Genomic DNA, 25,445 nt, shown 5'->3' on the forward strand with positions numbered 1-25,445 from the left:
CATGAGACGACTCCTGAACAACCGCAAGTTCGCCGTCGGGATGATCATCTCGCTCTTCTTCCTGGTGGTCGCGCTGCTCGGCCCCTGGGTCGTCACGGCCATCATGCAGGTCGATCCGCGAGGCATCGACTACGACGCGATCTCCGCACCCCCGTCGGCGCAGCATCTGCTGGGCACGAACCATGTGGGACAGGACGTGCTGGCCCAGCTGATCATCGGTGCCCGCGGTTCGGTGACCGTCGGGCTGCTGTCCGGCATCATCGCCACGGTCATCGCCGTGCTGGTGGGCACCACTGCCGGCTACCTGGGCGGGGTTCCCGACAAGGCCATCAATGCCGTGGTCAACGTGCTGATGACCCTGCCCGGCTTCGCGCTGCTGTTCATCATCGCGGGCTACGTGCAGGAGGCCGGGATCCTGCTGATCGCGGTGGTGATCGGCCTGCTCGAATGGCCCGGTGGTGCCCGCTCCATCCGCGCCCAGACCATGAGCCTGCGCAATCGTGATTTCACCAGCGCGCTGCGCACCGTCGGCGAATCCACTCCCCGCATCATCGCTGTCGAAGTGGTGCCGCACCTGGGCGGCGTCATCTCCTCCATGTTCCTCAAGGCCGTCGTCGCCGGCATCTTCATGGAAGCGTCCCTGGCCTTCCTGGGCCTGGGCTCCACCAGCGAGATCACCTGGGGAACGATGGTCAGCCAGGCACAGACCGGCGGCGCGATCCTGCGCGGCCATTGGTGGTTCTTCCTCCCGCCCGGCCTGGCCATCGCGCTGATCGGATTCGCCACCGCGATGATCAACTTCGGCCTGGACGAGATCACCAACCCGCAGCTGAACGCTCGCCTGAACGCACGCACCCGCCAGTTCAACCGCGAGCAGCGACGCCGCCGCGCACTGGCCGAGGCAGGAGGCCCCGCATGAGCATCACCCCCACCCCACCCAGCACGGCAGAGGACGTGCTGCTGGAGATCCGCGACCTGGACGTGCTGTACCTCGGGACCGAGGACTCCGCGAACGTCAAGGCGTGCTCGGACATCAACCTGGCCGTGCGCCGCGGAGAGATCCTCGGCATCGCCGGCGAGAGCGCCTCGGGCAAGTCCACCCTGCTCAACGCCATGACCCGTCTGCAGCAGGCCCCCGCGGTCACCTCGCGGGGCAGCGTGATCTTCCATGAGCATCCCGGCGCGGACGGCGTCGATCTGGTCGGCTGCGACGACCGGGCGATGCAGCGGTTCCGCTGGTCGGACATCTCCATCGTGATGCAGTCCGCGATGGCCTGTCTGAACCCGGTCATCCGCCTGCGGGACCAGTTCTTCGACGTGCTGCGCGCGCACGACCGGAGCCTGGGCCGGGCCCGGCTGCAGGACCGCGCCGCCGAGCTGCTGCAGATGGTCGGCATCATGCCGGATGCGCTGAACAAGTATCCGCACGAGCTGTCCGGCGGCATGCGCCAGCGAGCGCTGATCGCGCTGTCCCTGGCCTGCGATCCGGATCTGATCGTGATGGACGAGCCCACCACCGCCGTCGACGTGGTCATGCAGCGCCAGATCCTCAACCAGATCCTGCGGCTGCAGCAGGAGCTCGGCTTCGCGGTCGTCTTCGTCACCCACGATCTCTCCCTGCTGCTGGAGATGGCGGACCGGATCGCCATCATGTACGGCGGCCGGATCGTGGAGGTCGCCGACGGCTCCACCATCTCCGAGAACCCCCAGCACCCCTACACCCGAGGACTGCGCGAGGCGTTCCCGTCCCTGGTCTCCGAACGCGGCAAGCGTCATGGCATCCCCGGCTCCCCGCCCGATCTGCGCCGCCTCCCCAGCGGCTGCGCCTTCAACCCCCGGTGCACCGAGGCCATCGAGCTGTGCTCGCAGGTGCGCCCGGAACTGACCGTGCTGCCCGACTCGATCGCCGCCTGCCACGTTCGACGCATGGAGGCCGATGACATCGCCGCACACACCATCCTCGAGGAGGCCCGATGAGCGTGGACCAGGCCGATCCCGCAGCTCCCGACCGGACGGACGCCGCCGGCCCCAGCGTGCTGCGCGCCGAGAACGTCTCGGTGGTCTTCGACGGCAAGGACAACTCCGGCCGCAAGGTGGAGATCCACGCGTGCCGCGAAGTGGACGTGGACCTGCGCCGCGGCGAGATCGTCGCCCTGGTCGGTGAGTCCGGCTCCGGCAAGTCGACCTTGGCCCGAGCGTTCTCGCTGGTGCATCCGCCGACGGCCGGCCAGATCCTGCTGGACGGCGAGCCGATCGGCGGCCGCACCCGCCGGCGTCCCTTCTACAAGCGGGTCCAGCTGATCTACCAGGACCCCTTCGCCTCGCTGAACTCCCTGAAGTCGATCCGGCACATCCTGGGCCGGGTGGTGAAGATCCACACCCCGGGCCTGTCGCGCAGAGCGGTCGAGGCACGCACCCTCGAGCTCCTCGAGCTGGTGAGCCTGACCCCGGCGGAGGATTACATCGACCGGTTCCCCAGCTCCCTGTCGGGAGGGCAGCGCCAGCGGGTCTCGATCGCTCGTGCCCTCGCGGTGGATCCGGACGTGCTGCTGGCGGACGAGCCCACCTCGATGCTGGATGTGTCCATCCGCCTGGACGTGCTGAACCTGCTCGACGAGATCCGTCGCGAGCGCGGAGTGGCGATCCTGTACATCACCCACGACATCGCCAGCGCCCGCTACATCTCCGACCGCATGGCGGTGATGTACTCCGGCGAGCTGGTCGAGACCGGGCCGACGGAGGACGTCGTCGCCCACCCCAAGCACCCCTACACCCGGCTCCTCATCGAGTCCGCACCCGATCCCTCACGGCGTCGGGACAGCGCATCGGCCGAGTTCGAGGAGACCTCCCTGGGAGAGCCCGCGGACCCGGCGCAGGAGATCGCCGGCTGCAGGTTCCAGGCACGCTGCCCGTTCGTGATGGCGCGCTGCCGACAGGAGGCCCCACCCCTGCTGACCACGGCCACCCAGCATGCACGGTGCTGGCTGTTCGACGACGACGCGGACGACACCGCAGACACCATCCGGGCCACCGGGGCCCACCCCTCGAAGGAGAGCTGACATGACCCGTTTCACCCGACGTACCTTCGCCGCGGGAAGCGCCGCCACGCTGACCGCTGCGGCACTGGCCGCCTGCAGCTTCGACCGCGGCACGGGCGGCGGCGAGGGGGAGGACGCCCCCCGCGACATCCACTGGCTGGGCTGGGGAGGCACCACCTGGAACCAGAACTTCAATCTGTTCTCCCCCACGGGCGTGAATGTCACTCCCGGGACCTCCTTCGTGTACGAGCCGCTGCTGCGTGTGGACCGCTCCACCGCCGGTGAGTTGCTTCCCCATCTCGCGGAGTCCTGGGAGTTCAACGACGAGGGCACCGAGCTGACCTTCACCCTGGTCAGCGATGTCACCTGGTCCGACGGCGAACCGTTCACCGCGGGCGACGTGAAGTTCACCTGGGACCTGGTGCTGGCCGGGAAGACCCCGAACTCCTACCCCTTCGCCTCCGTCGAGGCGCCCGATGACCAGACCGTCGTGGTCACCTACGACGAACCCAGCTTCGCCGACCTGGTGGGCTTCGCCACCCGACAGATCGTCCCGGAGCACGTCTGGGCCGAGCAGGACGTCCGCACCTGGACGAACCCCGAGCCCGTGGGCACCGGGCCCGGCGTGCTCGCCAGCTTCTCCCCGCAGCAGATCGCCTTCGACCTGCGCGAGGACTACTGGGGCGGCGCTCCGAGCGGCCCGAACAAGCTGTTCATGCACGCCGTCACCGGCGATGCCGCGAAGCAGCAGCTCATCGACGGCACCCTCGATGTGGGCGGCACGGGGTGGGAGAACGCCGACGAGGAGTTCGTGGCGCTGGACCCGGAGAACAACGTCTACACCTTCTTCCCCGTCGGCACCGCGGACGGCCTGATCTTCAACACGACGCAGGCTCCCTACGACGACGTCCATGTGCGTCGTGCGCTGCGGGCCGCCGTGGATCTGGCGATCGCGGCCGAGGTCGCCGCGGTCGGGTACAGCGTCCCGACCTTCGCGGGCCTGGATGCGACCGTCTTCTCCGAGATGCTCGCCGAGGACCAGGAGCAGAGCCAGGACATCGAGTACGCGAAGGCGCAGCTCGAGGAGGGAGGCTGGACCGTCACGGAGGCAGGCAAGCTGGAGAAGGACGGCGAGACCTATGAGCTGCGCTACGACGTCTACCAGCCCTACGCCGAGTGGGTGACCACCGGGCAGATCCTGGCCGACCAGTGGAACGAGACCCTCGGCTTGACGGTGGCGGTGAACAAGATGGCCGACGCACCGTTCACGGAGGCCAGCTCCATCGGCGACTTCGGGATGCTGTCGTACTCCCCCTTCGGCGGCAGCATGCCGTACGACATGTTCGCGACCATGAGCGATCTCCAGTTCACGCCGATCAGCGAGCAGGCGATCTGGAACTACGGTCGATTCCAGAACGAGGAGTACGACGAACTCGTCCACGAACTCGGCTCGATCCCTGCGGGCGAGGACGCCGAGCGCAGTCGTGAACTGATCATCCGCATCCAGGAGATCCTCACCGAGGAGGCGCCGTTCATCGCGACCGCGACCGCCGGTTGGAAGCTCGTCGCAAATGAGCAGAACTGGACCGGGTATCCCACGGTCGAGGGGGGCTTCGACTACGGCCCCAATGGCACGGTGCCCGCTGACGGGATCCTGACGGTCATGAATCTCGAACCCAACAGCTGAGCTCGGCCACGACGCAGACGGGCGGCTCCAGGACTACGGTCCCGGGGCCGCCCGTCGGCGTCGGCAGCGGAGCGGTGAGGCTCAGACCCCCGGCGTCACGAACACGTGCTCCGTCACCAGCGCGAGCGCGGTCGGCCGCTTCTCGAGGTCCAGCAGCAGCACCTCGTTGCGGCCCGCGCGGACCAGCGGCGCCGGCACGTACAGGCTCTGCTGGGGCCCGATGTTCCAGTACCGGCCCACGCAGAAGCCGTTGACATAGGCGACTCCGTGCCCGGCGGCGGAGACATCGAGGAAGGTGTCCGTGGGCGCCTCCGCCTCGAAGGACGCCCCCACCAGCACGGGCAGCGCGTCGCTGTCGCTGTCGGCGGCGAGCGCGGGCGCTCCCTCCAGCAGTGCGGCCAGCTCCTGCCCCATCTCCTCGAGCGGCCAGGCGTCGGCCTCCCAGTCGTTGAGGTAGCGGATGGTCTGCCAGACCCCGCCGAGGATGCCCTTGCGCTCTCCGAGCCGGGGGCCGAAGTTCACCCGGCCCAGGTTCTCCACCAGGATCTCCACGCGCACGGTGCGGTGACCGCCGTCCGGCAGCAGCCGGTCGGCGAAGGGCGTGAGCTCGACGGTGGCCGGATCGGTGGCGTCGGTGCGCTCCGCGTGCGGGACGTCGGCCTGCGCCGGGTCCAGCCCGGTGGCCCCGACATACACCCCGTCGACGTACACCCAGGCACGGTCGTGCAGGTCGTAGAGCTTCAGGGGGGAGATCTCGGTGCGGCCCTCACGCTCGGCGGCCGCGATCTCGATCTCGCGGGACAGGCGCAGCAGCCCGCGCTCCAGCCCGAGGTCCTCGAAGGCGGGCGGGGTCGGGTGCACCTCGGCAGGGCGGGTGAAGCGCTCGGTGGCGCGCAGGGAGGCGACCTTCTCGATCGCGACCTCGCCCGCCGGGAGGGTCGCCGGGTGGTCGGCGATGCCCAGCTGCGCGAGATGCTCCTCGTACGCCGGCAGGTCGCGGTGCGCTGCGATGACCTCGCGGAAGGCGCGGAACTTCTCGGTGAGCGCGCCGTTCTCGGCGATCGGGGCGTCGTAGTCGTAGCTGGTGGTGGTGGGCTGCAGCGTGCCGTCGTGGTTGGCGCCGGCCTGCATGCCGAAGTTGGTGCCGCCGTGGGCCATGTAGAAGTTCACGCTCATGCCGCTGTTCAGCATGTCGGAGAGCTCGCCGGCCGCGTCGCCGCCGGTGCGCTCGTGGTGCTGCTCGCCCCAGTGGTCGAACCAGCCGTTCCAGAACTCCATGCACATCTGCGGCTGGGCGGGCAGCTCGCGCTCGGCCATCGCGAGCACCTCGAGGGTGCGGGAGCCGAAGTTGACGGTGCCCAGCGCCCCCTCGACGGTGCCGCCGGTCAGCCACATCCGGGCCGGGCCGTCGGAGGTCACCAGCAGCTCCTCGATGCCGCGGGCGAGGAGGCCGTCGCGCAGGTGCGCGAGATAGGCCTTGTCATCGCCGAAGCTGCCGTACTCGTTCTCCACCTGCACCATCACCACGTTGCCGCCGCGCGCGGCCTGCCGCTCGGCGATCACCGGGATCAGCTGGTCGAACCAGGCGTCGACCAGCTGCAGGTACGGGGCGTTGCGATTGCGCAGGCGCAGGTTGCGGTCGGCGAGGATCCAGCCGGGGAAGCCGCCGTTCTCCCATTCGGCGCAGATGTAGGGGCCGGGGCGCACGATCGCATCGAGCCCCTCCTCCGCAGCGATGTCGAGGAAGCGACCGAGATCCGCGATGCCCTCGAAGGTGGTGACGTCCTGCGCGGGCTGGTGCACGTTCCAGGCCACGTAGGTCTCCACCGTGTTGCAGCCCATCGCGACCAGGCGGCGCAGGCGGTCGCGCCACTGCTGGGGATGGACCCGGAAGTAGTGGAGCGCACCGGAGATCACCAGGTGCGGATCCCCCGCACGGAGGAATCCGTCAGGGGTGGGGCGGAGCAGGGCGGTCATCGTCGGATGTCCTTTCATGTAAAACGTCTTACGCCAGTGTGTCAGGTGTTCGGGCGCGGGGCGCACCCGTCCGGGCGCACCCTGCCCCGAGGCGCTCGGCGGTCGGTCAACGGGTCTGCGTGGGGTCGCCGATCCAGCCGACGACGAGCGGAGCGAGCGTGGTCCGCTCATAGGCGACCACCAGGAACGGCGAGTCCAGCACCAGCTCGTGCTCGGGCACCTGGGCAGAGGTCTCGGCGACCATCACGGCGGTCGCGGCGGCGGCCTCCATCCCGTTCTCGTCGACGGTGAGGACCGCCTTCTGCAGCACCTCATCGATCACCAGGTCCTTCGTCCCGGTGACCCCGGAGAAGTCGGCCGCATCGGAGAACGCCTCGGTCATGCCGAGGCCCTCCAGGAGGTCCTTCAGCGAGGCCCCCCAGTCGATGTCGAAGGCGGGGACGCCCAGCTGGGTTGTCACCTCGGAGGCCTCGAGCCCGGCCAGCAGGGCGCCGAGACCGGAACCGCCCCCGGTGGCCGCCTCCGACCAGCCCTCGAGCACCTCGGCGAGGCCCCCCGCGGGCTGCACGAGGGCGAGGGCGAGATCGCCTCCGTAGGTGTCCAGGGAGGTCGCCCGGCACACCTCGTCCTCGTACCAGGTGCCGGTGGCGCCCTGGAGCATCTCCACGCCGAGCTCCTCGCCCTCGGCCGTGGTGAAGGAGCCGTCGGCCGTCGTCAGCTCCTCCTGCCAGGCGGCTTTCAGGTGCAGGGCGTTGACCAGCACCAGGCGAGTGCTCGCCGTCAGGGTGCCCTCGGGGATCAGCTCCTCGATGAGGTCCTCCGTGGACTCGGCGACCCAGCCGTTGATCTCCTCGCGGGCCGCTTCGCGCTCGGCGTCGTCGGTGAAGTCCGCCTCGAAGACCCCGCTGCCGAACCAGGTGGCGAGGTCCTCGAGGAAGGACTGCTGGACCTCGAATCCCTCCTGCAGCCAGGTCCCGTTCACGAGCGAGGCGCGGGCCGGCTCGGGCGATTCCTCGTCGTCCTGCTCCCGCTCCTCGTCGCCGACGGCGGCCAGCAGCTGGGAGAGCGTGTTCGCCGTCGCGGCGAGGTCCTCCATCCGCCCGCCGAGCACCTCCTCCATCTGGGTGCGGGTCGCGCCGCCCGCCCCCATCCCGATCATGGTGAGCGCGATCTGTGCGGACAGCGGCGCACAGACGGCGTTGACCTCCTCGCGATCGATCGCCCCGAGCATCCGCGCGGTGAAGGGAGTGACGAGCTCACCGGCATCCTCCACGGGTCCCGGCTCGGCGCGCGGCAGCTCGGCCGAGAGATCCGGCGCGGCACCGCCGCCCTCGCCCTCCGCCCCGCACGAGGTGAGCCCGGCGACCACCAGCGGCAGGGTCGCCGCCGCCGAGAGCGCCGTGCGACGGCGGAGCGGGACGCGATGATCGTCGACCCCGCACGGACGGGGAAGCGTCGGTCTCACCCCTTGACCGACCCCTCCGTCAGCCCGCCGCGCCAGAAGCGCTGCAGGACCAGGATGAGGATCGCCAGCGGGATCACCGACAGCAGCGCGCCACCGGTGGTGAGCTGGTAGAACTCGGGCAGCCGGTCCGTCTGGGCCCGCCAGTTGTCCAGGCCCAGCGTGATCGGGTAGAGCTTCTCGTCGGCCAGCATGACCAGCGGGAGCATGTAGTTGTTCCAGATCGCGACGAACTGGAACAGCAGGATGGTCACGATCGCCGGGGTCAGCTGCGGCAGTGCGAGGCGGTGGAACAGGCCCAGCTCCCCCACCCCGTCGATCCGGCCGGCCTCGAGCAGCTCATCGGGCACCGCGGCGCTCGCGTAGATCGAGGCCAGGAACAGCCCGAAGGGGCTCACCAGCGAGGGGATCAGCACGGACCAGTAGGTGTTGGTGATCCCGATCGAGCTGAACAGGAAGAACAACGGCAGCGCGATGGCGGTGCCGGGCACCAGCACTCCTCCCAGGACCAGCACGTAGACGAAGCGCCTGCCCGGGAAGCGGTACTTGGCCAGGGCGTACCCCGCAGCGGTCGCGAAGTAGGTGGCGAGCACGGAGCCCAGGCCCGCGTACAGGATGGAGTTCAGTCCCCAGCGCGGGAAGATCCCGCCGTTGGCGCTGAGCACGGCCTTGAGGTTCTCCCACAGCTGGAAGCTCTCGCCGAACCAGAAGCCGTTGGTGCCGAAGAGGTCCTCGGTGGACTTGGTGGCGTTGATGAGCACCCAGTAGACGGGGACCAGGAAGTACAGCGCCACGATGACGAGGATCGCGGTGATCAGGATGGTGGTCGTCGGTTTCCGTCCTGCGTCGCGCGCGCCGGTCCGGCTCTCCTGCGCGGCGTTCTTCACGGCCTTCGCGGACTTCGCGGGCTTCGCAGCCTTGCGACGCCCGGCGGGTGCAGTGGTGTCGGGGGTGGGGTGTGAGGTGCTCATCGGCGCTTCTCCATCCAGGAGGAGACTCCCAGCGCGACCGCCGAGAGGAGGAAGGCGGAGACCGCGATGATCACGGCCTGGGCGGCCGCCATGCCGATGTCGTTGTACTGGAACGCATAGGCATAGGCGGACATGTTCGGGGTGTACTCCGAGGTGATCCCGGCGCTCATGGACTGCATCAGCCGCGGCTCGGCGAACAGCTGCAGGGTGCCGATGATCGAGAAGATCACCGTGAGCATCACCGCCGGGCGGATCAGCGGCAGCTGGATCGCGGTGGCCACCCGGATCGAGCCGGCCCCGTCGATCTTCGCGGCCTCGTACAGCTCACCGGGGATCGACTTGAGCTGAGCGATGATGATGAGCATGTTGTAGCCGGTGTAGGTCCAGGTCACGATGTTCGCGATCGACCACAGCACCATGTTCGGGCCCAGGAAGTCGATCGGCAGGCCCACCAGCTCCAGCACGTCCACGATCGGGCTGAGCCCGGGGATGTACAGGAACGACCACAGGATCGTGGCGATCACGCCGGGGATCCCGTAGGGCAGGAAGTAGGTGGCGCGGAAGAAGCCCGGCCACTTGGCGTTCGCGCTCTCCAGCAGCAGCGCGAGGATCACCGCGGCCACGATCATCACGGTCACCTGGACGACGCCGAACAGGACCATGCGCCCGATCGACTCGACGAAGTTCGCGTTCGACAGGGCCTTGAGGTAGTTCTCGAAGCCGGCGAAGGTGTTGGTGATGCCGTCCTCGCCGAGCAGGCCGTGACGCTCGACGGAGTTGAACGAGTACCCGATCGCCATGATGATCGGCACGATCATGGTGCCGAGGAAGACGATCAGGAAGGGTGCCAGCAGCACCCAGGGAGCTGTTCTGGACCTCATCGTGCCTCCTCCGCGTTCAGTCCCATGTCGCGCATGATCTGCACGATCCGCCTCTGCGTCTGCGGGAGCATGTCCACCAGCGGGACCTCCCCGGTGACGGCGGTGGTCATGCCGTCACCGACCATCGCCGCAGCGCGCTGCATCATCGGCGCCCAGGTCCATTCGAGGTTCTGCCCCTCCGCCATCGGCAGGATGACCTCCTGGTTGTAGTCCTGCCCCGAGAAGAACTCGGAGGGCTCCAGGCGCGCCTCGCCGATGTAGTCCTCGGCGGGCGACCAGCCGATGCCGGAATACTTGATCATGGCGTCGATCCCCTCGGGGTCCGTGCACATCCAGGTGATGAATTCGAGCGCCTCGGCGGGATGCTCGCTCGTGGACAGGACCGCGGCGGCCGATCCGCCGTGACCGCCGGAGGCGTATCCGTCGGGCCAGGTCGGCATCGGGGCCACGGCCCACTTGCCGTCAGCGCCGGGCACGGACTTGATGAGCGCGTCGGACCAGGAGCCGCTGATGGTGGCGAGCACATCGCCCTCACCGGCCGCGGCCATCCACGGCGTGGAGAACGCGCCGTAGCCGGTGCCGATGATGTCAGCGGCGAAGATCTCGTCCCAGAACTCGGCGACCCGCATGGAGGCGTCGCCGGTCATGTCGACGATCCAGCCGTCGTCCTCGGGCCGGAACCACACGGCGCCGGACTGCATCATCCAGGAGATGAGGTAGGAGCCGTCGGACGGGTCCAGGGTGATCAGGCTCTTGCCGGCCTCCGAGACGGCCTCGGCGGTCTCGCGGAACTCCTGCCACGTGGCCGGGGCCTGCAGCCCCAGCTCCTCCTCGAGGACCTGGCGGTTGTAGAAGGTGGCGACGGGCCCGGTGTCCTGCGGGACCGCCCAGTAGGACTCGCCGACCTTCACCTGGCTGAGCGCCCCGGGATCGAAGGCGTCGGCCTGCTCGGCGAGGCCGTAGCGGGTCAGCTCCGTCAGCGCGCCGGCAAGGGCGAACTCAGGGACCTGGCGCAGCTCGATCTGGGCGATGTCGGGACCGCCGCCCGCGGAGACCGCGGAGAGGATCTTGGCATAGCCGCCGCTGTTCCCGCTGGGGATCCAGGTGGTCTCGACCCGGATCCGGTCCTGCTTCTGGTTGAAGATGTCGGCGACCTTCTGCAGGTCCTTCAACCAGGCCCAGTAGCTCAGGGTCACGGGACCATCGCTGGGCGGGATGGTCGCGTCGTCGTTGATGTTGCCCGGATTCGGCGGTGCGCAGGCGGTCAGGCCGGCGAGCACCCCCGCTCCGGTGCCGGCCAATGCGGCGCGCCGGGTGGGACGTGGCTTCATCGCTGGTACGTCGTCCTTCCTCGTCGTCGAGTACTGCGTGCCGACTCCGCTGCGACGCGTGAGCGCAGCATCGGGCCGTGAACGTTCACGCGAGGTGATGCTACGCGATGATCCGGCCGCTGCCCAGACCCGGTCCCTCTGCGGAGCCGACGTCCCGGTCCTGCACGGCACGAGCTGTCCGGCCGCCACCTGCCACCGGCGCACCCGCGACGACCGGATCGGTGCTCGCCAGGGGTGCGCGCTGCGGCAGTTCTCTGCGGTGGTAGCGTGATCGCACGTCGGTACAGTTGCCGCACGCCTCGTCCAGGGTGCTGCACACCCATCGAGGCTTCCCTCCTCATTCCCCCAGGAGAACGTCTCCTATGGTCGACATCCGCCTCGACGCCCAATGGGTCGACTACGCGATCATCGCGTTGTACTTCGTCTTCGTCCTCGGTGTGGGCTGGTACGCCAAGCGCGGCATCTCCACCTCCATCGAGTTCTTCCTCTCCGGCCGCTCGCTGCCCGCCTGGGTCACCGGCCTCGCCTTCATCTCGGCCAACCTCGGCGCGGTCGAGATCATGGGCATGTCCGCCACCGGCGCCGAGCTCGGCATGCCGACCATGCACTACTTCTGGATCGGCGCCGTCCCGGCGATGCTGTTCCTGGGCGTGGTGATGATGCCCTTCTACTACGGCTCCAAGGTGCGCTCCGTCCCGGAGTTCATGCGCATGCGCTTCGGCGCCAGCGCGCACCTGGTCAACGCCATCAGCTTCGCCGTCGCCCAGCTGCTGATCGCCGGTGTGAACCTGTACCTGCTGGCGTTGATCGTCCATCGCCTGCTGGGGTGGCCGCAGTGGGTGGGCCTCGTCGTCGCCTCGGCGTTCGTGCTGTTCTACATCACGGTCGGCGGCCTCTCCGCCGCGATCTACAACGAGGTGCTGCAGTTCTTCGTGATCGTCGCGGCGCTGCTGCCCCTGACCCTCATCGGCCTGCACCGCGTGGGCGGCTGGAGCGGCATGAAGGAGCGCATCACCGATGACGGGATGCTCGGTGCGGAACAGCTGCACACCTGGCCCGGCACGGCGCTGTCCGGTTTCGACAGTCCCGTGCTGTCCGTGATCGGAATCGTCTTCGGTCTCGGCTTCGTGCTCTCCTTCGGCTACTGGACCACGAACTTCGTCGAGGTCCAGCGTGCGATGGCCAGCAAGTCCATCACCGCCTCCCGGATGACACCGATCATCGGTGCCTTCCCGAAGATGTTCATCCCCTTCATCGTGATCATCCCCGGCATGATCGCCGCCGTGCTGGTGGGCCAGCTGACGGAGTTCAAGCAGCTCGACTTCGCGGGGGACGCCGCCGGTGCCGCCGCGACCGGCGTCACCTACAACGATGCCCTGCTGCTGCTGATGCGGGAGGTGCTGCCCAACGGTCTGCTGGGCGTCGCGATCGCGGGCCTGCTGGCAGCGTTCATGGCCGGTATGGCCGCGAACATCTCGGCCTTCAACACGGTGGTCAGCTACGACCTCTACCAGCAGTACGTGAAGAAGGACGCGCCCGATCACCACTACACGGTGGTGGGGCGGATCGCGACGGCCGCGGCCTGCGTGATCGCGATCTTCACGGCACTCATCGCCGGGCAGTTCTCCAACCTGATGGACTACCTCCAGACCCTGTTCGGCTTCTTCAACGCGCCGCTGTTCGCGACCTTCATCCTGGGCATGTTCTGGAAGCGGATGACCCCGGCCGCGGGCTGGACCGGCCTGGTGGCGGGCACCCTGTCCGCCATGGCGCTGTGGGGTTCGTCGACGTTCTTCCATCTCTTCGAGCTGCCCGGCCAGGGGCTCGCCTTCATGGCCGCCGCGACTGCGTTCGTCGTCGACATCGTCGTCTCCGTCGTGGTCACCCAGTTCACCGCCCCGAAGCCCGTCCACGAGCTGAAGGGCCTGGTCTACTCGGAGACCCCGAAGGCCGATCTGGTCGATCCCGAGGAGAAGGGCATGCCGTTCTGGCGCCGGCCCGTCCCGATGGCCGGCATCGCCCTGGTCCTCGTCATCGCCCTGAACTTCCTCTTCGTCTAAGGAGCTCGCCATGACCCCCACCTCCAAGGAATCCCCCGAGGGCGCGAGCGCGGTGCCCGAGTCGGCGCACATCGAGACCGCCGGCGCCTTCGACATCCGCAATTTCATCGGCACCCTGCTGGGCCTGTTCGGCCTCATCCTGCTCGCCATGGGCCTGTTCGCCTTCGACGACGGCGCCGCCACCAAGACCGACGGTCTCAACGCCAATCTCTGGGCGGGCATGGGCATGGTGATCGTGGCCATCGCGTTCCTGGTCTGGACCAAGGTTGACCCGATCCGCATGGTCGTCCGCGAGAACGAGGAGGGCGCGGACGAGCCGCGCGATATCTCGCCGCTGGACTGATCCGCCGGCGACCCCTCCGCGAATCCCTCGCTCTGCACCCGCAACGGTGCGGAGCGGGGGATTCGGTGCACCCCGGGGGTGCCCTGGTGCCGCATCCTGTGGACAGGGGCCTCGCATAGCATCGACGTCGACGCCGGACCCGACGAAGGAGCACGAGTGAACGCCGAACCCACCACCCCCTCCCCCGACAGCACGACGAGCGCTGCTGACCCGGTCGCCGAGAAGCCCGAGGACCACCTGGTCACCACGCTGCACTCGCTGTCCCTGCCCGACGGGGCGCTCGACTACACGGCCACCGCCGGCACCGTGGTGCTGACGGAGGAGCCCGAGGGCGAGGAGTACGGGCGGGGCGCCGCCCACGCGGAGCTGTTCTCCGTCTCCTACGTCGCCCAGGGCACCGATGCGGCCGAGCGACCGGTGATGTTCGCCTTCAACGGCGGGCCGGGCGCCTCGACGGTATGGCTGCACCTGGGGCTGCTGGGACCGCGCCGGGTGGACTCGGGGGATGCGGGAGCCCCGGCCGCTGCCCCGCACCGGCTGCTGGACAACCACGAGACGATCCTCCAGGACGCGGACCTGGTGGTGGTCGACGCGATGACCACGGGCTACTCCCGACCCGCCCCCGGCCAGAAGCCGAACCGCCATCACGGGCTGGCGGAGGACCGCGACCTGATCACCGCCTTCGTCATCGACTGGCTCACCCGCCACCAGCGCTGGACCTCGCCGCTCTACCTGGCCGGGGAGTCCTACGGCACCACCCGGGCCTCCGCCGTGGCCGCGCATCTCATGGACCGCTACTACGTGGCCGTCGCCGGGATCGCACTGATCTCCCCGGTGCTCGACTTCGGCACCCTCCGCTTCCATGCCGGCAACGACCGCCCCTACCTCCACTACCTGCCCACCTATGCCGCGATCGCCCACGCGCACGGCAAGCACTCCGGCCGGATGCTGCAGGACGTGGTCGACGAGGCCGAGGCCTTCACCGAACAGGAGTACCCGGCGCTGCTGGCTGCCGGGCTGCGGCTCACCCCGGAGCAGAAGCAGGAGGCCGCCGCACGTATCGGCGCCCTGATCGGGGTGGATCCGCAGTGGGTGGAGCGCGCCGATCTGCGGATCGAGCACATGGCCTTCCTCGCCGAGCTGCTGCGCCAGGAGGGGCTGGTCACCGGGCGCATCGACGGTCGCTTCACCGCACCGGCCGGGGACGGCAATGCCCCGCGGATGGAGACCGACCCCTCGATCGACCAGCTCGCCCCCGCCTACACCGCCACGATCAACCAGTACCTGCGCGGGGAGCTGGAGTTCTCCAGCGACGTGGTCTACGAGATCATGTCCGGCCGGGTGCATCCGTGGAGCTACAAGGACTTCGAGAACCGCTCGGTGGAGGTCGCCTCGGACCTCGCCCGGCTGCTGCGCAAGTCCCCGCACACCAAGGTGCTGGTCTCCCACGGCTATCACGACGCGGCGACCCCGTTCCACGCCAGCGAGCACGTGCTCGCCCAGCTCGCGATCCCGCGCGAGGACTACGGCGAGCGGATCCGCATCGAGTACTACGAGGCCGGGCACATGATGTACTGCCACGAGCCCAGCCGGCTCGCGCTCTCGCAGCACCTCAGCGAGTTCGTCACCGGTGCGGAGGGAGCCCAGGACGAGCTGGGGTGACCGGCACGGTCCCTGCCCACCGGCCTGCGTCGAGCGGCCCCTCGGGGGCGAGCGGCGCCGGTCGGGATCGGAGCACCGGGATCGCGTGTCCTCAGCGGTCGGGCGGTGACTTGCCTCGCTCTGCGCTGACGTGCAAAGGTCTCGCCTCATGACCAGTGATCGATTCCCCTCCTCCCGTCCCGACGTGCGGGAATCCACCGATGCTCGACCCCCGCAGACCCGTCCCTCATGGCCGCTCGGCCTGGATGGCCTCGCGTACGGCGGTGACTACAACCCCGAGCAGTGGACCCGCGAGACCTGGGTCGAGGACGTGCGCCTGATGCGGGAGGCCGGAGTGAACCTGGTGAGCATCGGGATGTTCTCCTGGGCGAGCATCGAGCCGCGCCAGGGCGAGTTCCACTGGGAATGGCTCGATGAGATCTTCGAACTGCTGCACGAGGCCGGGATCCGGATCGACCTGGGCACCCCCACCGCCGCTCCCCCGGCCTGGTTCTTCCGCGCGCATCCGGAATCGCGCGTGGTCGACCGAGCGGGCCGGTCCCTCGGGCCCGGGTCGCGGGGCATGGCCTGTCCGTCGTCCCCGGCGTACCGTTCGGCGGCCACCGGCATCACCCGAGCGCTGGCCGAGCGCTACGGGGACCATCCCGCGCTCGCGCTCTGGCACGTCCACAACGAGTACGGCGCGCCCGTCGGAGAGAGCTTCTCGACCTTCGCGCAGGATGCGTTCCGCCACTGGGCGCTGCGGCGCCACGGCTCGCTCGAGGCGGTCAACTCCGCCTGGGGGACCGCCTTCTGGGGCCAGAGCTTCGGCGTCCCCGAAGAGATCCACGCCCCGCTGCCCACCCCCTCGGTGCACAACCCCTCGCTCGCACTGGACTGGCGTCGCTTCAGCTCCGAGCAGATCCTGGAGTGCTTCCGCGCCGAGCGCGACGTCCTGCACGAGCTCGCGCCCCATATCCCGGTGACCACGAATTTCATGGCGCACACCTGCCGGAACATCGACCTGTGGAAGTGGGCCGACGAGGTCGACGTGGTCTCCAACGACCACTACCTGATCGCCTCCGACGACCGGAACTTCGTCGAGCTCGCCCTCGATGCCGACCTCGCGCGCTCCATCGCCCGGGGCCGTCCGTGGATGCTCATGGAGCATTCCACCTCCGGGGTGAACTGGCAGGGTCGCAACGTCGCCAAGCAGCCCGGGGAGATGGCCCGCAACTCCCTGTCCCATGTGGGCCGGGGCGCCGATGCCGTGATGTTCTTCCAGTGGCGAGCCTCCCGCAAGGGCGCCGAGAAGTTCCATTCGGCGATGCTTCCGCATGCGGGCACGAACTCCCGGATCTGGCGCGAGGTCCGCGAACTCGGCACACAGCTGGAGGGCCTGGCGGGGATCCGCGGCACGCGAGTGCGGGCCGACGTCGCGATCCTCTGGGACTGGGAGTCCCACTGGGCGCAGGACCTCCCCTGGCGACCCGCGGACGACCTGAGCCACCGCGCCCAGATCCAGACCTGGTACGAGCGGCTGTGGCGCGATCACCTCGCAGCCGACTTCGCGCACCCGGAGGACGACCTGAGCGGGTACCGCCTGGTGCTCGCGCCGGCCTCCTACCTCCTCACCGATGCCGCGGCGGCGAAGCTCGCCGCGTACGTGCGCGAGGGCGGGAACCTCGTCGTCGGACCCTTCTCAGGCGTCGTCGATGCAGAGGACGGAGTGCGCGAGGGCGGGCTGAACGCCTCGCTGGCACCGGTGCTCGGTGTCGAGGTGCACGAATTCTGCCCGCTGAGAAAGGGGGACGACGCACGGATCGTCCTCGGCGGGCACTCCGTGCGTGCGCGCCTCTGGTGCGAGGATCTGCAGCTGCGCGGGGCGGAGCCGATCGGCAGCTACGCCGATGGGCCGGTGTCCGGGGGCGTCGCTGCGACGCAGCACACATACGGCCAGGGCACGGCCTGGTATCTCGCCTCCGATCTCGACGTCGTGGACCTCTCCGTCCTGTTCAGCGAGCCGTACTGCGCCGCGGGACTCGCGCCGAGAGAGCTTCCCGAGGATGTCGAGCTGCTCGAGCGCATCGGGGAGGACGGCACCCGTCATCTGATCGCGCTCAACCACACCGCTGAGGACCAGGCGCTGCCCGCTGGGGACCACGGCACCGTGTCGGTGCCGGCGCACGGCGTCGCGACCTCCCGCCGTCCGCGAGTCGGGGCATGAGCGCGGGCCTCGCGTCCTCGCCGCTGCCAGGAGCCGCACCGGCGAGTCCGCTCCCGCAACCGGGGGACTGCCCACCGGATCCGGGGCGCCCTCCCCGGCGGGCGCAGTCCGTGATGGACTGTCCCCATGTCGAGCCCGCTCATCGAAGATCATGCCCTGCTGTCCGACCAGCGCGCCTCCGCGCTCGTGACCCGGGAAGGAGACGTCGATTGGCTGTGCCTGCCCCGCTTCGACTCCGATGCCCTGTTCTGCTCCCTGCTGGGCACCGAGGAGAACGGGCACTGGTCGCTGCGGATCACGGACGGCGAGGTGCTCTCCCGCCGCTACCTGCCGGGCACCATGGTGCTCGAGACGGTGTGGCGCTCCCCCACCGGGACCGCCACGGTCACCGAGTTCATGCCGGTCAGCGGCGAGGGCGGGGACTCCGGTACCACCGGTGGCGCGCTCTCCGCCACCACCGGCGGCTCCCGCGCCCGCAGCGCGACCTCCCTGGCCGGGGACATCGATGACCTCGCCGAACTGGTGCGCACCGTCGAGTGCGTCGAGGGCGAGGTCGAGGTGGTCCAGGAGCTGAAGATCCGCTTCGAGTACGGGCAGGCCGCGCCCTGGGTGCGCCGCGGCGAGGACCAGGCCGGCGACCCCGTGCTGATCGCGGTCGCCGGCGGCGACGGGGTCGCCCTGCACGGCCCCGCGCTGAGCGCGAACGGCCGCTCCCACCACGGTCGCCACCCCCTGAGCGCCGGCGAGACCGCCTCGTGGGTGCTGACCTGGTTCCCGTCCTGGCAGCCGGTCCCGGCGACCCCGGATATCGAGGCCTCGCTGGCCGCCACGGTGGCCGAATGGTCCGGCTGGCTGGGGCAGGTACGGGTCGAGCAGGAGTACGCCGTACCCGTGACCCGCTCCCTGCTGGTGCTGCGCGCTCTCACCCACCGCCGCACCGGTGGCATCGTGGCGGCCCCGACCACCAGCCTCCCCGAGGACTTCGGCGGGGTGCGCAACTGGGACTACCGCTTCTGCTGGCTGCGGGACGCCGCGCTCTCCCTCGAGGCGCTGCTCGCCCACGGCCACGTCGATGCCGCCCAGACCTGGCGCCGCTGGCTGCTGCGCGCGATCGCCGGCGACCCCGAGCGGCTGCAGATCATGTACTCGATCACCGGCGACCGGAACCTGCTCGAGCGGGAGCTGGAGCACCTGCCCGGCTACGAGGGTTCGGTGCCGGTGCGGGTCGGGAACGGCGCCGCCGGCCAGTACCAGGCGGACGTCGTGGGTGAGGTGATGATCGCGCTGGCGGCGATGCGCGACGCCGGTCTGGAGGAGACCCGCTGGTCGTGGCCGCTGCAGAAGGCGCTGCTGCGCTATACCGAGGACCACATCGATGACCCCGATCAGGGCATCTGGGAGATGCGCGGCGATCCGGCGTACTTCACGCACGGCCGGGTGATGGTGTGGGCGACCTTCGACCGTGCGATCCGGGCGGTCCGCGAGCACGGGCTGCCCGCCTCCGAGGAGGAGGTCTCCCGCTGGCAGCAGCTGCGGGACCAGGTGCGCGAGGAGGTCATGACCCGCGGGGTCGGGACCGACGGCGCCTTCACCCAGACCTACGGCTCCACGGAGGTCGACGCCTCCCTGCTCCAGATCCCGCACACCGGCTTCCTGCCGGCCGACGACCCGCACATGCTCGCCACCGTGACCCGCATCGAGCAGGACCTGCGCACCGCGGACGGACTGGTCCTGCGCTACCGCACGCAGGGGCAGGACGGTCTGCCCGGCGACGAGCACCCCTTCCTGGTGTGCTGCTTCTGGCTGGTCGAGCAGTACGCCGCCTCGGGGCGCCGGGAGGAGGCCGGGGCGCTGATGGATCAGCTGCTCGCCTGTGGCAACGATCTGGACCTGTTCGCGGAGGAGTTCGACGGGGGTGCGGGCAGGATGGCCGGCAACTTCCCGCAGGCCTTCAGCCACCTGGGCCTGATCCGCGCGGTCGACGCCCTCACCGCCTGCTGAGCCCGCCGCCGTGGCCGGCGGAGACGCCGGTCACGTCGCAGGTCACGACGAGGTCGCGGTCCGGTGGCGCCGTCGGGGCCGGTGGGTGAACACCGGAGGTCGCGCCGGTGTCCGTCCGGGGACGGGGCGGCGATCCGGTGCCGTCCGCGCGGCAGCCCGCGCCCCCTGCACATCTCCATGAGCAGGGATGATGGCACGACGCTGGGTGGAGCGCGGGCCCGGTCCCGAGAAGGTCACGGAATCGCCCCGATTCTGCGGACCTCGCTCCCGACGAGATGGCCACGCGTACTGTGACCCTCGTGACGTCCCCCGCTATTCCCGGTCTCGAGAGATCGGCCTCCGACCAGGAGCCGATCAAGCGGTCCCGCGCGCTCAACTGGCGGCATATCGGCTTGGCCACCGCGCTGATCCTGCCGAACATGATCCTGCTGGGCGTGTTCACCTACCGCCCGCTGATCGACAACTTCCGCATCTCGTTCTTCAACTGGAACATCTCGTCCCCGACGATGACGTTCATCGGCTTCGGCAACTACGTCGAGTGGTTCACCGATGACACCAGCTGGCAGATCGCCCGCAACACGGCGATCTTCACCCTCGTGGCGGTGGTCGGCTCGATGGCGATCGGGCTGGCGCTGGCGATGCTGCTGGATCAGCATCTGCGGGGTCGTGGCCTGGTGCGGACCATCGTGTTCGCGCCGTATGTCATCGCCGGCGCGGCGATCGGCGTCGCCTTCCAGTTCGTCTTCGATCCCGGCTACGGTCTGATCCAGGCGGTGCTGGACTGGGTCGGTCTGGACTCCCCGCACTTCTACCAGCATTCCGGCTGGGCGCTGTTCATGATCACCACCACCTACGTGTGGAAGAACCTCGGCTACACCTTCGTGATCTACCTGGCGGCCCTGCAGGGGCGGCGCAAGGACCTCGACGAGGCGGCGGAGATCGACGGCACCCCGGCCTGGCGGAAGTTCTGGCGGGTCACCCTCCCGCAGCTCAAGGGCACCACGTTCTTCCTGTCCGTCACGGTGCTGCTGAACTCGTTCACGGTGTTCGACATCATCCAGGTGATGACCCAGGGCGGTCCCTTCGGCACCGGCACCTCGACCCTGATCTACCAGGTCTACCAGGAGACCTTCGTGAACAATCGAGCTGGCTACGGCGCCGCGGTCGCCACGATCATGTTCCTCGTCATCCTGGTGATCACGCTCGTCCAGGTGAAGCTCCAGGACACGCAGGATTGACCAGGCCAGGAGGGAGGGAGAACCCATGACCATGACCGACGACACCACGCCCGTCCTCCCGCCCGTGCCCGGGACGGGCCCCGAGGACGCGCCCGAGCTCACCCCCGCGCAGAGGAAACGGGCCGGTTCCCGGCACCAGGCCTTCGAGGGCGGGACGGGCGGGAAGCTCCTCGGCTATGCCGGGATGGTGGCCGCCGTGCTGCTGTTCTTCGTGCCGCTGTACTTCATCGCGATCACCTCGCTGAAGAACCACGGTGACATCTACTCGGACCCCATCACGTGGCTCCCGAATCCGTTCGTGCCGGAGAACTACTCCTATGTGCTCTCCGAGGTGCGCTTCGACCGCTACCTGCGCAACTCGATCATCATCACCTCGATCCTCACCGTGATCGAGGTGAGCCTGGGCGTGATGTGCGCCTACGGCTTCTCGTTCCTGCGCTTCCCCGGCCGGAACCTGCTGTTCCTGCTGGTGATCGCCTCGCTGATGGTGCCCAACCAGGTCACCGTGATCTCGAACTACGCGCTGGTGGCGAGCTGGGGGTGGCGCAACACCTTCCAGGGCATCATCGTGCCGCTGGCCGCGGTCGCCTTCGGCACCTTCCTGATGCGCAACCACTTCCTGTCCCTGCCGAAGGAGGTCATGGAGGCCGCCGAGCTCGACGGCACCGGGTTCTTCCGGACCCTGTTCCGGGTGGTGCTGCCGATGTCCTGGCCCACCCTGATCGCCTTCACGCTGATCACGGTGGTCAACGAGTGGAACCAGTACCTGTGGCCGTTCCTGATGTCGGACACCGACAAGGTCGCGCCGCTGCCCATCGGTCTGACCCAGCTGCAGGACAACGAGGGGCTGACCAACTGGGGCCCGGTGATGGCCGGCACCGTCCTGACCGCCGTCCCCATGCTCATCGTGTTCCTGATCCTGCAGAAGCAGATGATCAAGGGCCTCACCGCCGGGGCCGTGAAGGGCTGAGCGCCCGTCGCCACCCCGCTGTCCCCCCTCCCCGTCCCGGTCGGTTCGCGCCGGCCGCTCCCCTCCCCCGCAGCACCTCACGAAATGGAGATCGACATGGCATTCTCACGACGCTCACTTCTCGGTATGGCCGGCGCCGGCTCGGCAGCGCTGGCGCTCGGAGCCTGCGCCGGCGGCTCCACCTCCGCCGGGGGCGGCGGGGGCGAGGAGGGTGACGGCACCCTCCAGTTCTGGTCCAACCACCCCGGCAGCTCGAAGGATGTCGAGCAGGCGATCATCGATCTGTGGAACGAGGAGAACCCCGACACCCCGGCGAAGCTCATCGACGGCGGCGCCGACTACGAGGAGCTGGGGCAGAAGTTCAACGCGGCCCTGGCCGGCGGCGGGCTGCCGGACCTGATCGTCGCCTCGGACGTCACCTGGTTCAACTTCGCCTTCACCGGCGCGACCACGCCGCTGGACGACCTGTGGACCGAGGCCGGGGTCGACTCCGACGACCTCGTGGACACCCTGCGCGAGGACTACGCCTTCGACGGCAAGCACTACGGCATGCCGTACTCCCGCTCCACCACGCTGATGTACTTCAACACCGACGCGATGTCCGCGGCGGGACTGCCCACCGATCGCGGCCCGGAGACCTGGGAGGAGTTCGCCCAGTGGGCTCCGAAGATCATGGAGGCCAACGGCGGCAAGCCGGCGCTCGTCGTGCCCGACGGCTCCAACTACCTCGACTGGTACTTCCAGGGCATGATCTGGACCTTCGGCGGCGCCTACTCGGAGGAGTGGACCCCGACGTTCACCGAGCAGGGGTCGATCGACGCGGCGACGTTCCTGCAGGAGCAGGTCGCGGCGGGCCATATCCAGATCGCGCAGGATGCCAACAACACCTTCGCCATCGGCAACGCCTCGGGTCTGCTGCAGTCCACCGGCTCGCTCGGCGGGCTCAACGACTCGGCGGAGTTCCCCTTCCACACCACCTATCTGCCCGGGCCCACGCCCGGCGCCTGCACCGGTGGCGCGGGGATCGCGATCCCGGACGGCATCAGCGACGAGCGCAAGCTCACCGCGATGAAGTTCGCCGACTTCCTCACCAACACCGAGAACACCATCACCTTCAGCCAGGCCACCGGCTACATGCCGGTGCGGAAGTCCGCGATGGAGGATCCCGAGGAGGCGAAGTACCTCGAGGAGAACCCGAACGCGATGACCGCGATCCGGCAGCTGAACGAGAACACGGCGCCGCAGGACTACGCCCGGGTGTTCGTCTCCGGCGGCGGCCAGCGCATCGGCGCCGGCCTGGACCGGATCGCGATCGCCGGGGAGGACGTGGCGGCGGTGATGGAGGACCTGCAGACCGAGACGCAGGAGGTCATCGACCGGGACATCACGCCCAACCTGTGATCGCCCGACCGACCCCCTGAAGGAGCACGAGGAACACCATGGCCATCGTCGAGTACCAGCAGGCCTCCCGCATCTACGATCCCTCCCGCCCGCCGGCGGTCAACCGGGTCTCGCTCACCGTCACCGACGGCGAGTTCCTGGTGCTGGTGGGACCCTCGGGCAGCGGGAAGTCCACGGCGATGCGGATGCTCGCCGGTCTCGAGCCGATCGACGAGGGCTCCGTCCTCATCGACGACGTCGACGTCAGCGAGCTGCGCGCCCGGGACCGCGACGTGGCCATGGTGTTCCAGTCCTATGCCCTCTACCCGAACATGACGGCGCGGCAGAACATGGCCTTCGCCCTGCAGAACCTCAAGCTGCCGAAGGCGGAGATCGACCAGCAGGTCCAGCGTGCCGCGGCGATGCTCGAGCTCGAGCCGCTGCTGGACAAGAAGCCCTCGCAGATGTCCGGCGGCCAGCGCCAGCGGGTGGCGATGGGCCGCTCCATCGTGCGCAATCCCAAGGTGTTCTGCATGGACGAGCCGCTGTCGAACCTGGATGCGAAGCTGCGGGTCTCCACCCGCGCCCAGATCGGCTCCCTGCAGCGGGAGCTCGGCGTGACCACGGTCTACGTCACCCACGACCAGACCGAGGCGATGACCATGGGCGACCGGGTCGCGGTGCTCAAGGAGGGGGTCCTGCAGCAGGTCGACGAGCCGACCCACCTGTACGAGCACCCCGGCAACACCTTCGTCGCCGGGTTCATCGGCTCCCCGGCGATGACCCTGATCGACGGTGCCACCGTCACCTCCGACGGCCGGGCCCAGCTGGGCCCGGGCCACGGCATGGACCTCGGCCTGCCGCGGGAGCACGTCGCGAAGACCACCGACCAGGTGATCGTGGGCGTGCGGCCCGAGAGCTGGGAGATCGTCGGCGGCGCCGACGGTGCGTCCGATGGGCAGGAGAGCCTGCCGCTGACGGTGCGACTGGTCGAGAAGCTCGGTGGGGAGGCGTTCCTGCACTGCCACGCCCGGGAGACCGAGTCGATGACCGCCGCCGTGCGCGGTCACCAGCTGGTGCTGCGCCTGGACCACGGCTTCAAGGACATCGCACCGGACTCCACGATCCACGTGCGGCCCAAGCCCGGCTCCAGCATGTTCTTCCACCCCGAGAACGAGATCAACCTCGAATATCTCTGAGAGGGGTGGTCGGGTAGTGGACCCCACGCGACCTCTGCGGAGATATCGGCATAGTGATCGCCCACAGTCCAGTACCCGACCATCCCCACCGCAGCGACCAGACCCCGGACCGGACGTTCACGGAGGTCGAGATCGAGGTACGGCACAGGATGGCGAGCGTATGGTGCATCGAATCTGGATCTCGGTGGCGCCGAGGCCGCAGGGGCGTCCGACGGGCGGTGACCGCACCGGAACCGCCTAGGCTCTGCCCCCGTCATCACCGCGAGCACGCGCAGATCCCGCCCCTCCGGGTCGCCGATGAAGGCGACGTCGTGGCGGTACCCGTCCACCCAGCCGGATTTCGAGCCCCACCGGACGCCCTCCCGCAGAGCGGTGCCGATCACCGGGATCCGCTGCGCGTGCAGCGCCTCCCGCACGAGGGCCACCGAGCTCGCGGGCAGCGGCGGGGTCAGGCCGTCCGACGTCACGAGGGCGCGCATCGTCAGCGCGAGATCCGCGGCGCTGGTCTCATTGGTCGCCCCGGTCCGCAGCCCGGCCGCGTCCCCGATCAGGCGTTCCACGCGGGTCGCCCGCAGCCCGAGTCCGGCGATCGTCGCCGCGATCGCGTCCAGGCCCACCAGTTCGATGACCTGGTCGGTGGCCTCGTTGCTGGAGCGATCGATCATCCGCCGCAGCAGCTCCCGCACCTCGACGGGGGCACCCTCAGCGGGATGCGTGGGGTCGAGGTGGTCGCCGCCGAGGGTGAAGGCGGCGCCGTTCGCCCCGGTGAAGCTGCGCGTGGCGGGAATGCTCGCCGACAGGTCGAGCCTCCCCTCGCCCGCCTCCCGCAGCGCCGCCAGCAGCACGTGGAGCTTGATGGTGCTGGCCGCGTAGTAGGGACGATCGGCGCCCTGCGCGTGGAGCACCGATCCGTGGACGTCCAGCAGGCAGTGGGAGACGGTGATCTCCTCGGGCGCAGCGGCGGTGGGGAGCGACATGATCCGACCCTACGACGCCCGGCCTCCGGCCCCGGCCGGGGCCGGGAACTATCATTACCGCA

18 protein-coding genes and 1 pseudogene are annotated in these 25,445 nt (G+C 69.3%); 13 read left to right on the top strand and 6 right to left on the bottom strand.

Annotated features, from left to right (window positions below; genetic code table 11):
* Position 1 precedes the first annotated feature (1 nt).
* Genes CFK38_RS00630 through CFK38_RS00645 form a run of 4 tightly spaced genes read left to right on the top strand, consistent with a single transcriptional unit; the run spans position 2 to position 4,725 of the window.
* Positions 2 to 919: an ABC transporter permease gene (locus CFK38_RS00630; protein ID WP_096801329.1), complete on the top strand. Its 918-nt coding sequence runs from the start codon at positions 2 to 4 to the stop codon at positions 917 to 919.
* The gene (locus tag CFK38_RS00635; protein ID WP_096801330.1) at positions 916 to 1,977 is read left to right on the top strand and encodes an ABC transporter ATP-binding protein; all 1,062 of its coding nucleotides are present in this window, start codon (positions 916 to 918) and stop codon (positions 1,975 to 1,977) included. Before CFK38_RS00630 ends, CFK38_RS00635 begins: the two co-directional genes overlap by 4 nt.
* Positions 1,974 to 3,059 (top strand): ABC transporter ATP-binding protein, encoded by a 1,086-nt coding sequence (locus CFK38_RS00640; protein WP_096801331.1) that lies wholly within the window; start codon positions 1,974 to 1,976, stop codon positions 3,057 to 3,059. Before CFK38_RS00635 ends, CFK38_RS00640 begins: the two co-directional genes overlap by 4 nt.
* Before the next feature lies 1 nt (position 3,060).
* Positions 3,061 to 4,725: an ABC transporter substrate-binding protein gene (locus CFK38_RS00645; protein WP_157773294.1), complete on the top strand. Its 1,665-nt coding sequence runs from the start codon at positions 3,061 to 3,063 to the stop codon at positions 4,723 to 4,725.
* 81 nt (positions 4,726 to 4,806) lie between these two features.
* Here CFK38_RS00645 and CFK38_RS00650 read toward each other — a convergent pair whose 3' ends face one another.
* The 5 genes from CFK38_RS00650 to CFK38_RS00670 form a co-directional block, all read right to left on the bottom strand.
* Positions 4,807 to 6,702: a glycoside hydrolase family 35 protein gene (locus tag CFK38_RS00650; protein WP_096801333.1), complete on the bottom strand. Its 1,896-nt coding sequence runs from the start codon at positions 6,700 to 6,702 to the stop codon at positions 4,807 to 4,809.
* Between the two features lie 106 nt (positions 6,703 to 6,808).
* Complete coding sequence (locus CFK38_RS00655) at positions 6,809 to 8,167, bottom strand: serpin family protein (RefSeq protein WP_245851167.1); 1,359 nt, start codon at positions 8,165 to 8,167, stop codon at positions 6,809 to 6,811.
* Positions 8,164 to 9,135, bottom strand: a complete 972-nt coding sequence (locus CFK38_RS00660) for a carbohydrate ABC transporter permease (RefSeq protein ID WP_096801335.1) — start codon at positions 9,133 to 9,135, stop codon at positions 8,164 to 8,166. The genes CFK38_RS00655 and CFK38_RS00660 overlap by 4 nt, the downstream gene beginning before the upstream one ends.
* Positions 9,132 to 10,016: a carbohydrate ABC transporter permease gene (locus CFK38_RS00665; RefSeq protein WP_096801336.1), complete on the bottom strand. Its 885-nt coding sequence runs from the start codon at positions 10,014 to 10,016 to the stop codon at positions 9,132 to 9,134. Before CFK38_RS00665 ends, CFK38_RS00660 begins: the two co-directional genes overlap by 4 nt.
* A complete protein-coding gene (locus tag CFK38_RS00670; protein ID WP_096801337.1) occupies positions 10,013 to 11,347 on the bottom strand; it encodes an ABC transporter substrate-binding protein in 1,335 nt (444 codons plus the stop codon). The genes CFK38_RS00665 and CFK38_RS00670 overlap by 4 nt, the downstream gene beginning before the upstream one ends.
* 362 nt (positions 11,348 to 11,709) lie before the next feature.
* On the opposite strand from CFK38_RS00670, the gene CFK38_RS00680 reads away from it, so the two are divergent.
* The 9 genes from CFK38_RS00680 (at position 11,710) to CFK38_RS00720 (ending at position 24,406) form a co-directional block, all read left to right on the top strand.
* Positions 11,710 to 13,407 carry a sodium:solute symporter family protein gene (locus CFK38_RS00680; RefSeq protein ID WP_096801339.1) on the top strand — a complete coding sequence of 566 codons (1,698 nt, stop codon included), beginning with the start codon at positions 11,710 to 11,712 and terminating at the stop codon, positions 13,405 to 13,407.
* Positions 13,408 to 13,417: 10 nt separating this feature from the next.
* Positions 13,418 to 13,750, top strand: coding sequence for a hypothetical protein (locus CFK38_RS00685; protein ID WP_096801340.1), 333 nt, complete (start codon positions 13,418 to 13,420; stop codon positions 13,748 to 13,750).
* A 156-nt stretch (positions 13,751 to 13,906) separates the two neighbouring features.
* The gene (locus CFK38_RS00690; RefSeq protein ID WP_096801341.1) at positions 13,907 to 15,412 is read left to right on the top strand and encodes a S10 family peptidase; all 1,506 of its coding nucleotides are present in this window, start codon (positions 13,907 to 13,909) and stop codon (positions 15,410 to 15,412) included.
* 148 nt (positions 15,413 to 15,560) lie between these two features.
* On the top strand, positions 15,561 to 17,618 hold the full coding sequence (locus tag CFK38_RS00695) for a beta-galactosidase (protein WP_096801342.1): 2,058 nt from the start codon (positions 15,561 to 15,563) through the stop codon (positions 17,616 to 17,618).
* A gap of 126 nt (positions 17,619 to 17,744) precedes the next feature.
* The gene (locus CFK38_RS00700; RefSeq protein ID WP_096801343.1) at positions 17,745 to 19,619 is read left to right on the top strand and encodes a glycoside hydrolase family 15 protein; all 1,875 of its coding nucleotides are present in this window, start codon (positions 17,745 to 17,747) and stop codon (positions 19,617 to 19,619) included.
* Between the two features lie 299 nt (positions 19,620 to 19,918).
* Positions 19,919 to 20,857 carry a carbohydrate ABC transporter permease gene (locus CFK38_RS00705; protein ID WP_245851168.1) on the top strand — a complete coding sequence of 313 codons (939 nt, stop codon included), beginning with the start codon at positions 19,919 to 19,921 and terminating at the stop codon, positions 20,855 to 20,857.
* A 25-nt stretch (positions 20,858 to 20,882) separates the two neighbouring features.
* Positions 20,883 to 21,827 carry a carbohydrate ABC transporter permease gene (locus tag CFK38_RS00710; RefSeq protein ID WP_245851169.1) on the top strand — a complete coding sequence of 315 codons (945 nt, stop codon included), beginning with the start codon at positions 20,883 to 20,885 and terminating at the stop codon, positions 21,825 to 21,827.
* A gap of 96 nt (positions 21,828 to 21,923) precedes the next feature.
* Entirely contained in the window at positions 21,924 to 23,228 is a 1,305-nt protein-coding gene (locus CFK38_RS00715) for an ABC transporter substrate-binding protein (RefSeq protein WP_096804149.1), read from the top strand.
* 38 nt (positions 23,229 to 23,266) lie between these two features.
* The gene (locus tag CFK38_RS00720) at positions 23,267 to 24,406 is read left to right on the top strand and encodes an ABC transporter ATP-binding protein (RefSeq protein ID WP_096801345.1); all 1,140 of its coding nucleotides are present in this window, start codon (positions 23,267 to 23,269) and stop codon (positions 24,404 to 24,406) included.
* A gap of 263 nt (positions 24,407 to 24,669) precedes the next feature.
* Here the strand turns inward: CFK38_RS00720 and CFK38_RS00725 are convergent.
* Positions 24,670 to 25,383, bottom strand: a pseudogene (locus tag CFK38_RS00725) (serine hydrolase); the annotation flags it as partial.
* Positions 25,384 to 25,445: the final 62 nt, after the last annotated feature.

This window comes from Brachybacterium vulturis (assembly GCF_002407185.1).
Lineage (GTDB): Bacteria > Actinomycetota > Actinomycetes > Actinomycetales > Dermabacteraceae > Brachybacterium > Brachybacterium vulturis.

Bases quoted from the DNA above. Each gene is read 5' to 3' on its own strand.
- CFK38_RS00685 (WP_096801340.1), top strand. From the start codon at position 13,418: ATGACCCCCACCTCCAAGGAATCCCCCGAGGGCGCGAGCGCGGTGCCC.
- CFK38_RS00630 (WP_096801329.1), top strand. From the start codon at position 2: ATGAGACGACTCCTGAACAACCGCAAGTTCGCCGTCGGGATGATCATC.
- CFK38_RS00700 (WP_096801343.1), top strand. From the start codon at position 17,745: ATGTCGAGCCCGCTCATCGAAGATCATGCCCTGCTGTCCGACCAGCGC.
- CFK38_RS00715 (WP_096804149.1), top strand. From the start codon at position 21,924: ATGGCATTCTCACGACGCTCACTTCTCGGTATGGCCGGCGCCGGCTCG.
- CFK38_RS00660 (WP_096801335.1), bottom strand. From the start codon at position 9,135: ATGAGCACCTCACACCCCACCCCCGACACCACTGCACCCGCCGGGCGT.
- CFK38_RS00720 (WP_096801345.1), top strand. From the start codon at position 23,267: ATGGCCATCGTCGAGTACCAGCAGGCCTCCCGCATCTACGATCCCTCC.
- CFK38_RS00665 (WP_096801336.1), bottom strand. From the start codon at position 10,016: ATGAGGTCCAGAACAGCTCCCTGGGTGCTGCTGGCACCCTTCCTGATC.
- CFK38_RS00670 (WP_096801337.1), bottom strand. From the start codon at position 11,347: ATGAAGCCACGTCCCACCCGGCGCGCCGCATTGGCCGGCACCGGAGCG.
- CFK38_RS00640 (WP_096801331.1), top strand. From the start codon at position 1,974: ATGAGCGTGGACCAGGCCGATCCCGCAGCTCCCGACCGGACGGACGCC.
- CFK38_RS00710 (WP_245851169.1), top strand. From the start codon at position 20,883: ATGACCATGACCGACGACACCACGCCCGTCCTCCCGCCCGTGCCCGGG.
- CFK38_RS00645 (WP_157773294.1), top strand. From the start codon at position 3,061: ATGACCCGTTTCACCCGACGTACCTTCGCCGCGGGAAGCGCCGCCACG.
- CFK38_RS00680 (WP_096801339.1), top strand. From the start codon at position 11,710: ATGGTCGACATCCGCCTCGACGCCCAATGGGTCGACTACGCGATCATC.
- CFK38_RS00695 (WP_096801342.1), top strand. From the start codon at position 15,561: ATGACCAGTGATCGATTCCCCTCCTCCCGTCCCGACGTGCGGGAATCC.
- CFK38_RS00635 (WP_096801330.1), top strand. From the start codon at position 916: ATGAGCATCACCCCCACCCCACCCAGCACGGCAGAGGACGTGCTGCTG.
- CFK38_RS00650 (WP_096801333.1), bottom strand. From the start codon at position 6,702: ATGACCGCCCTGCTCCGCCCCACCCCTGACGGATTCCTCCGTGCGGGG.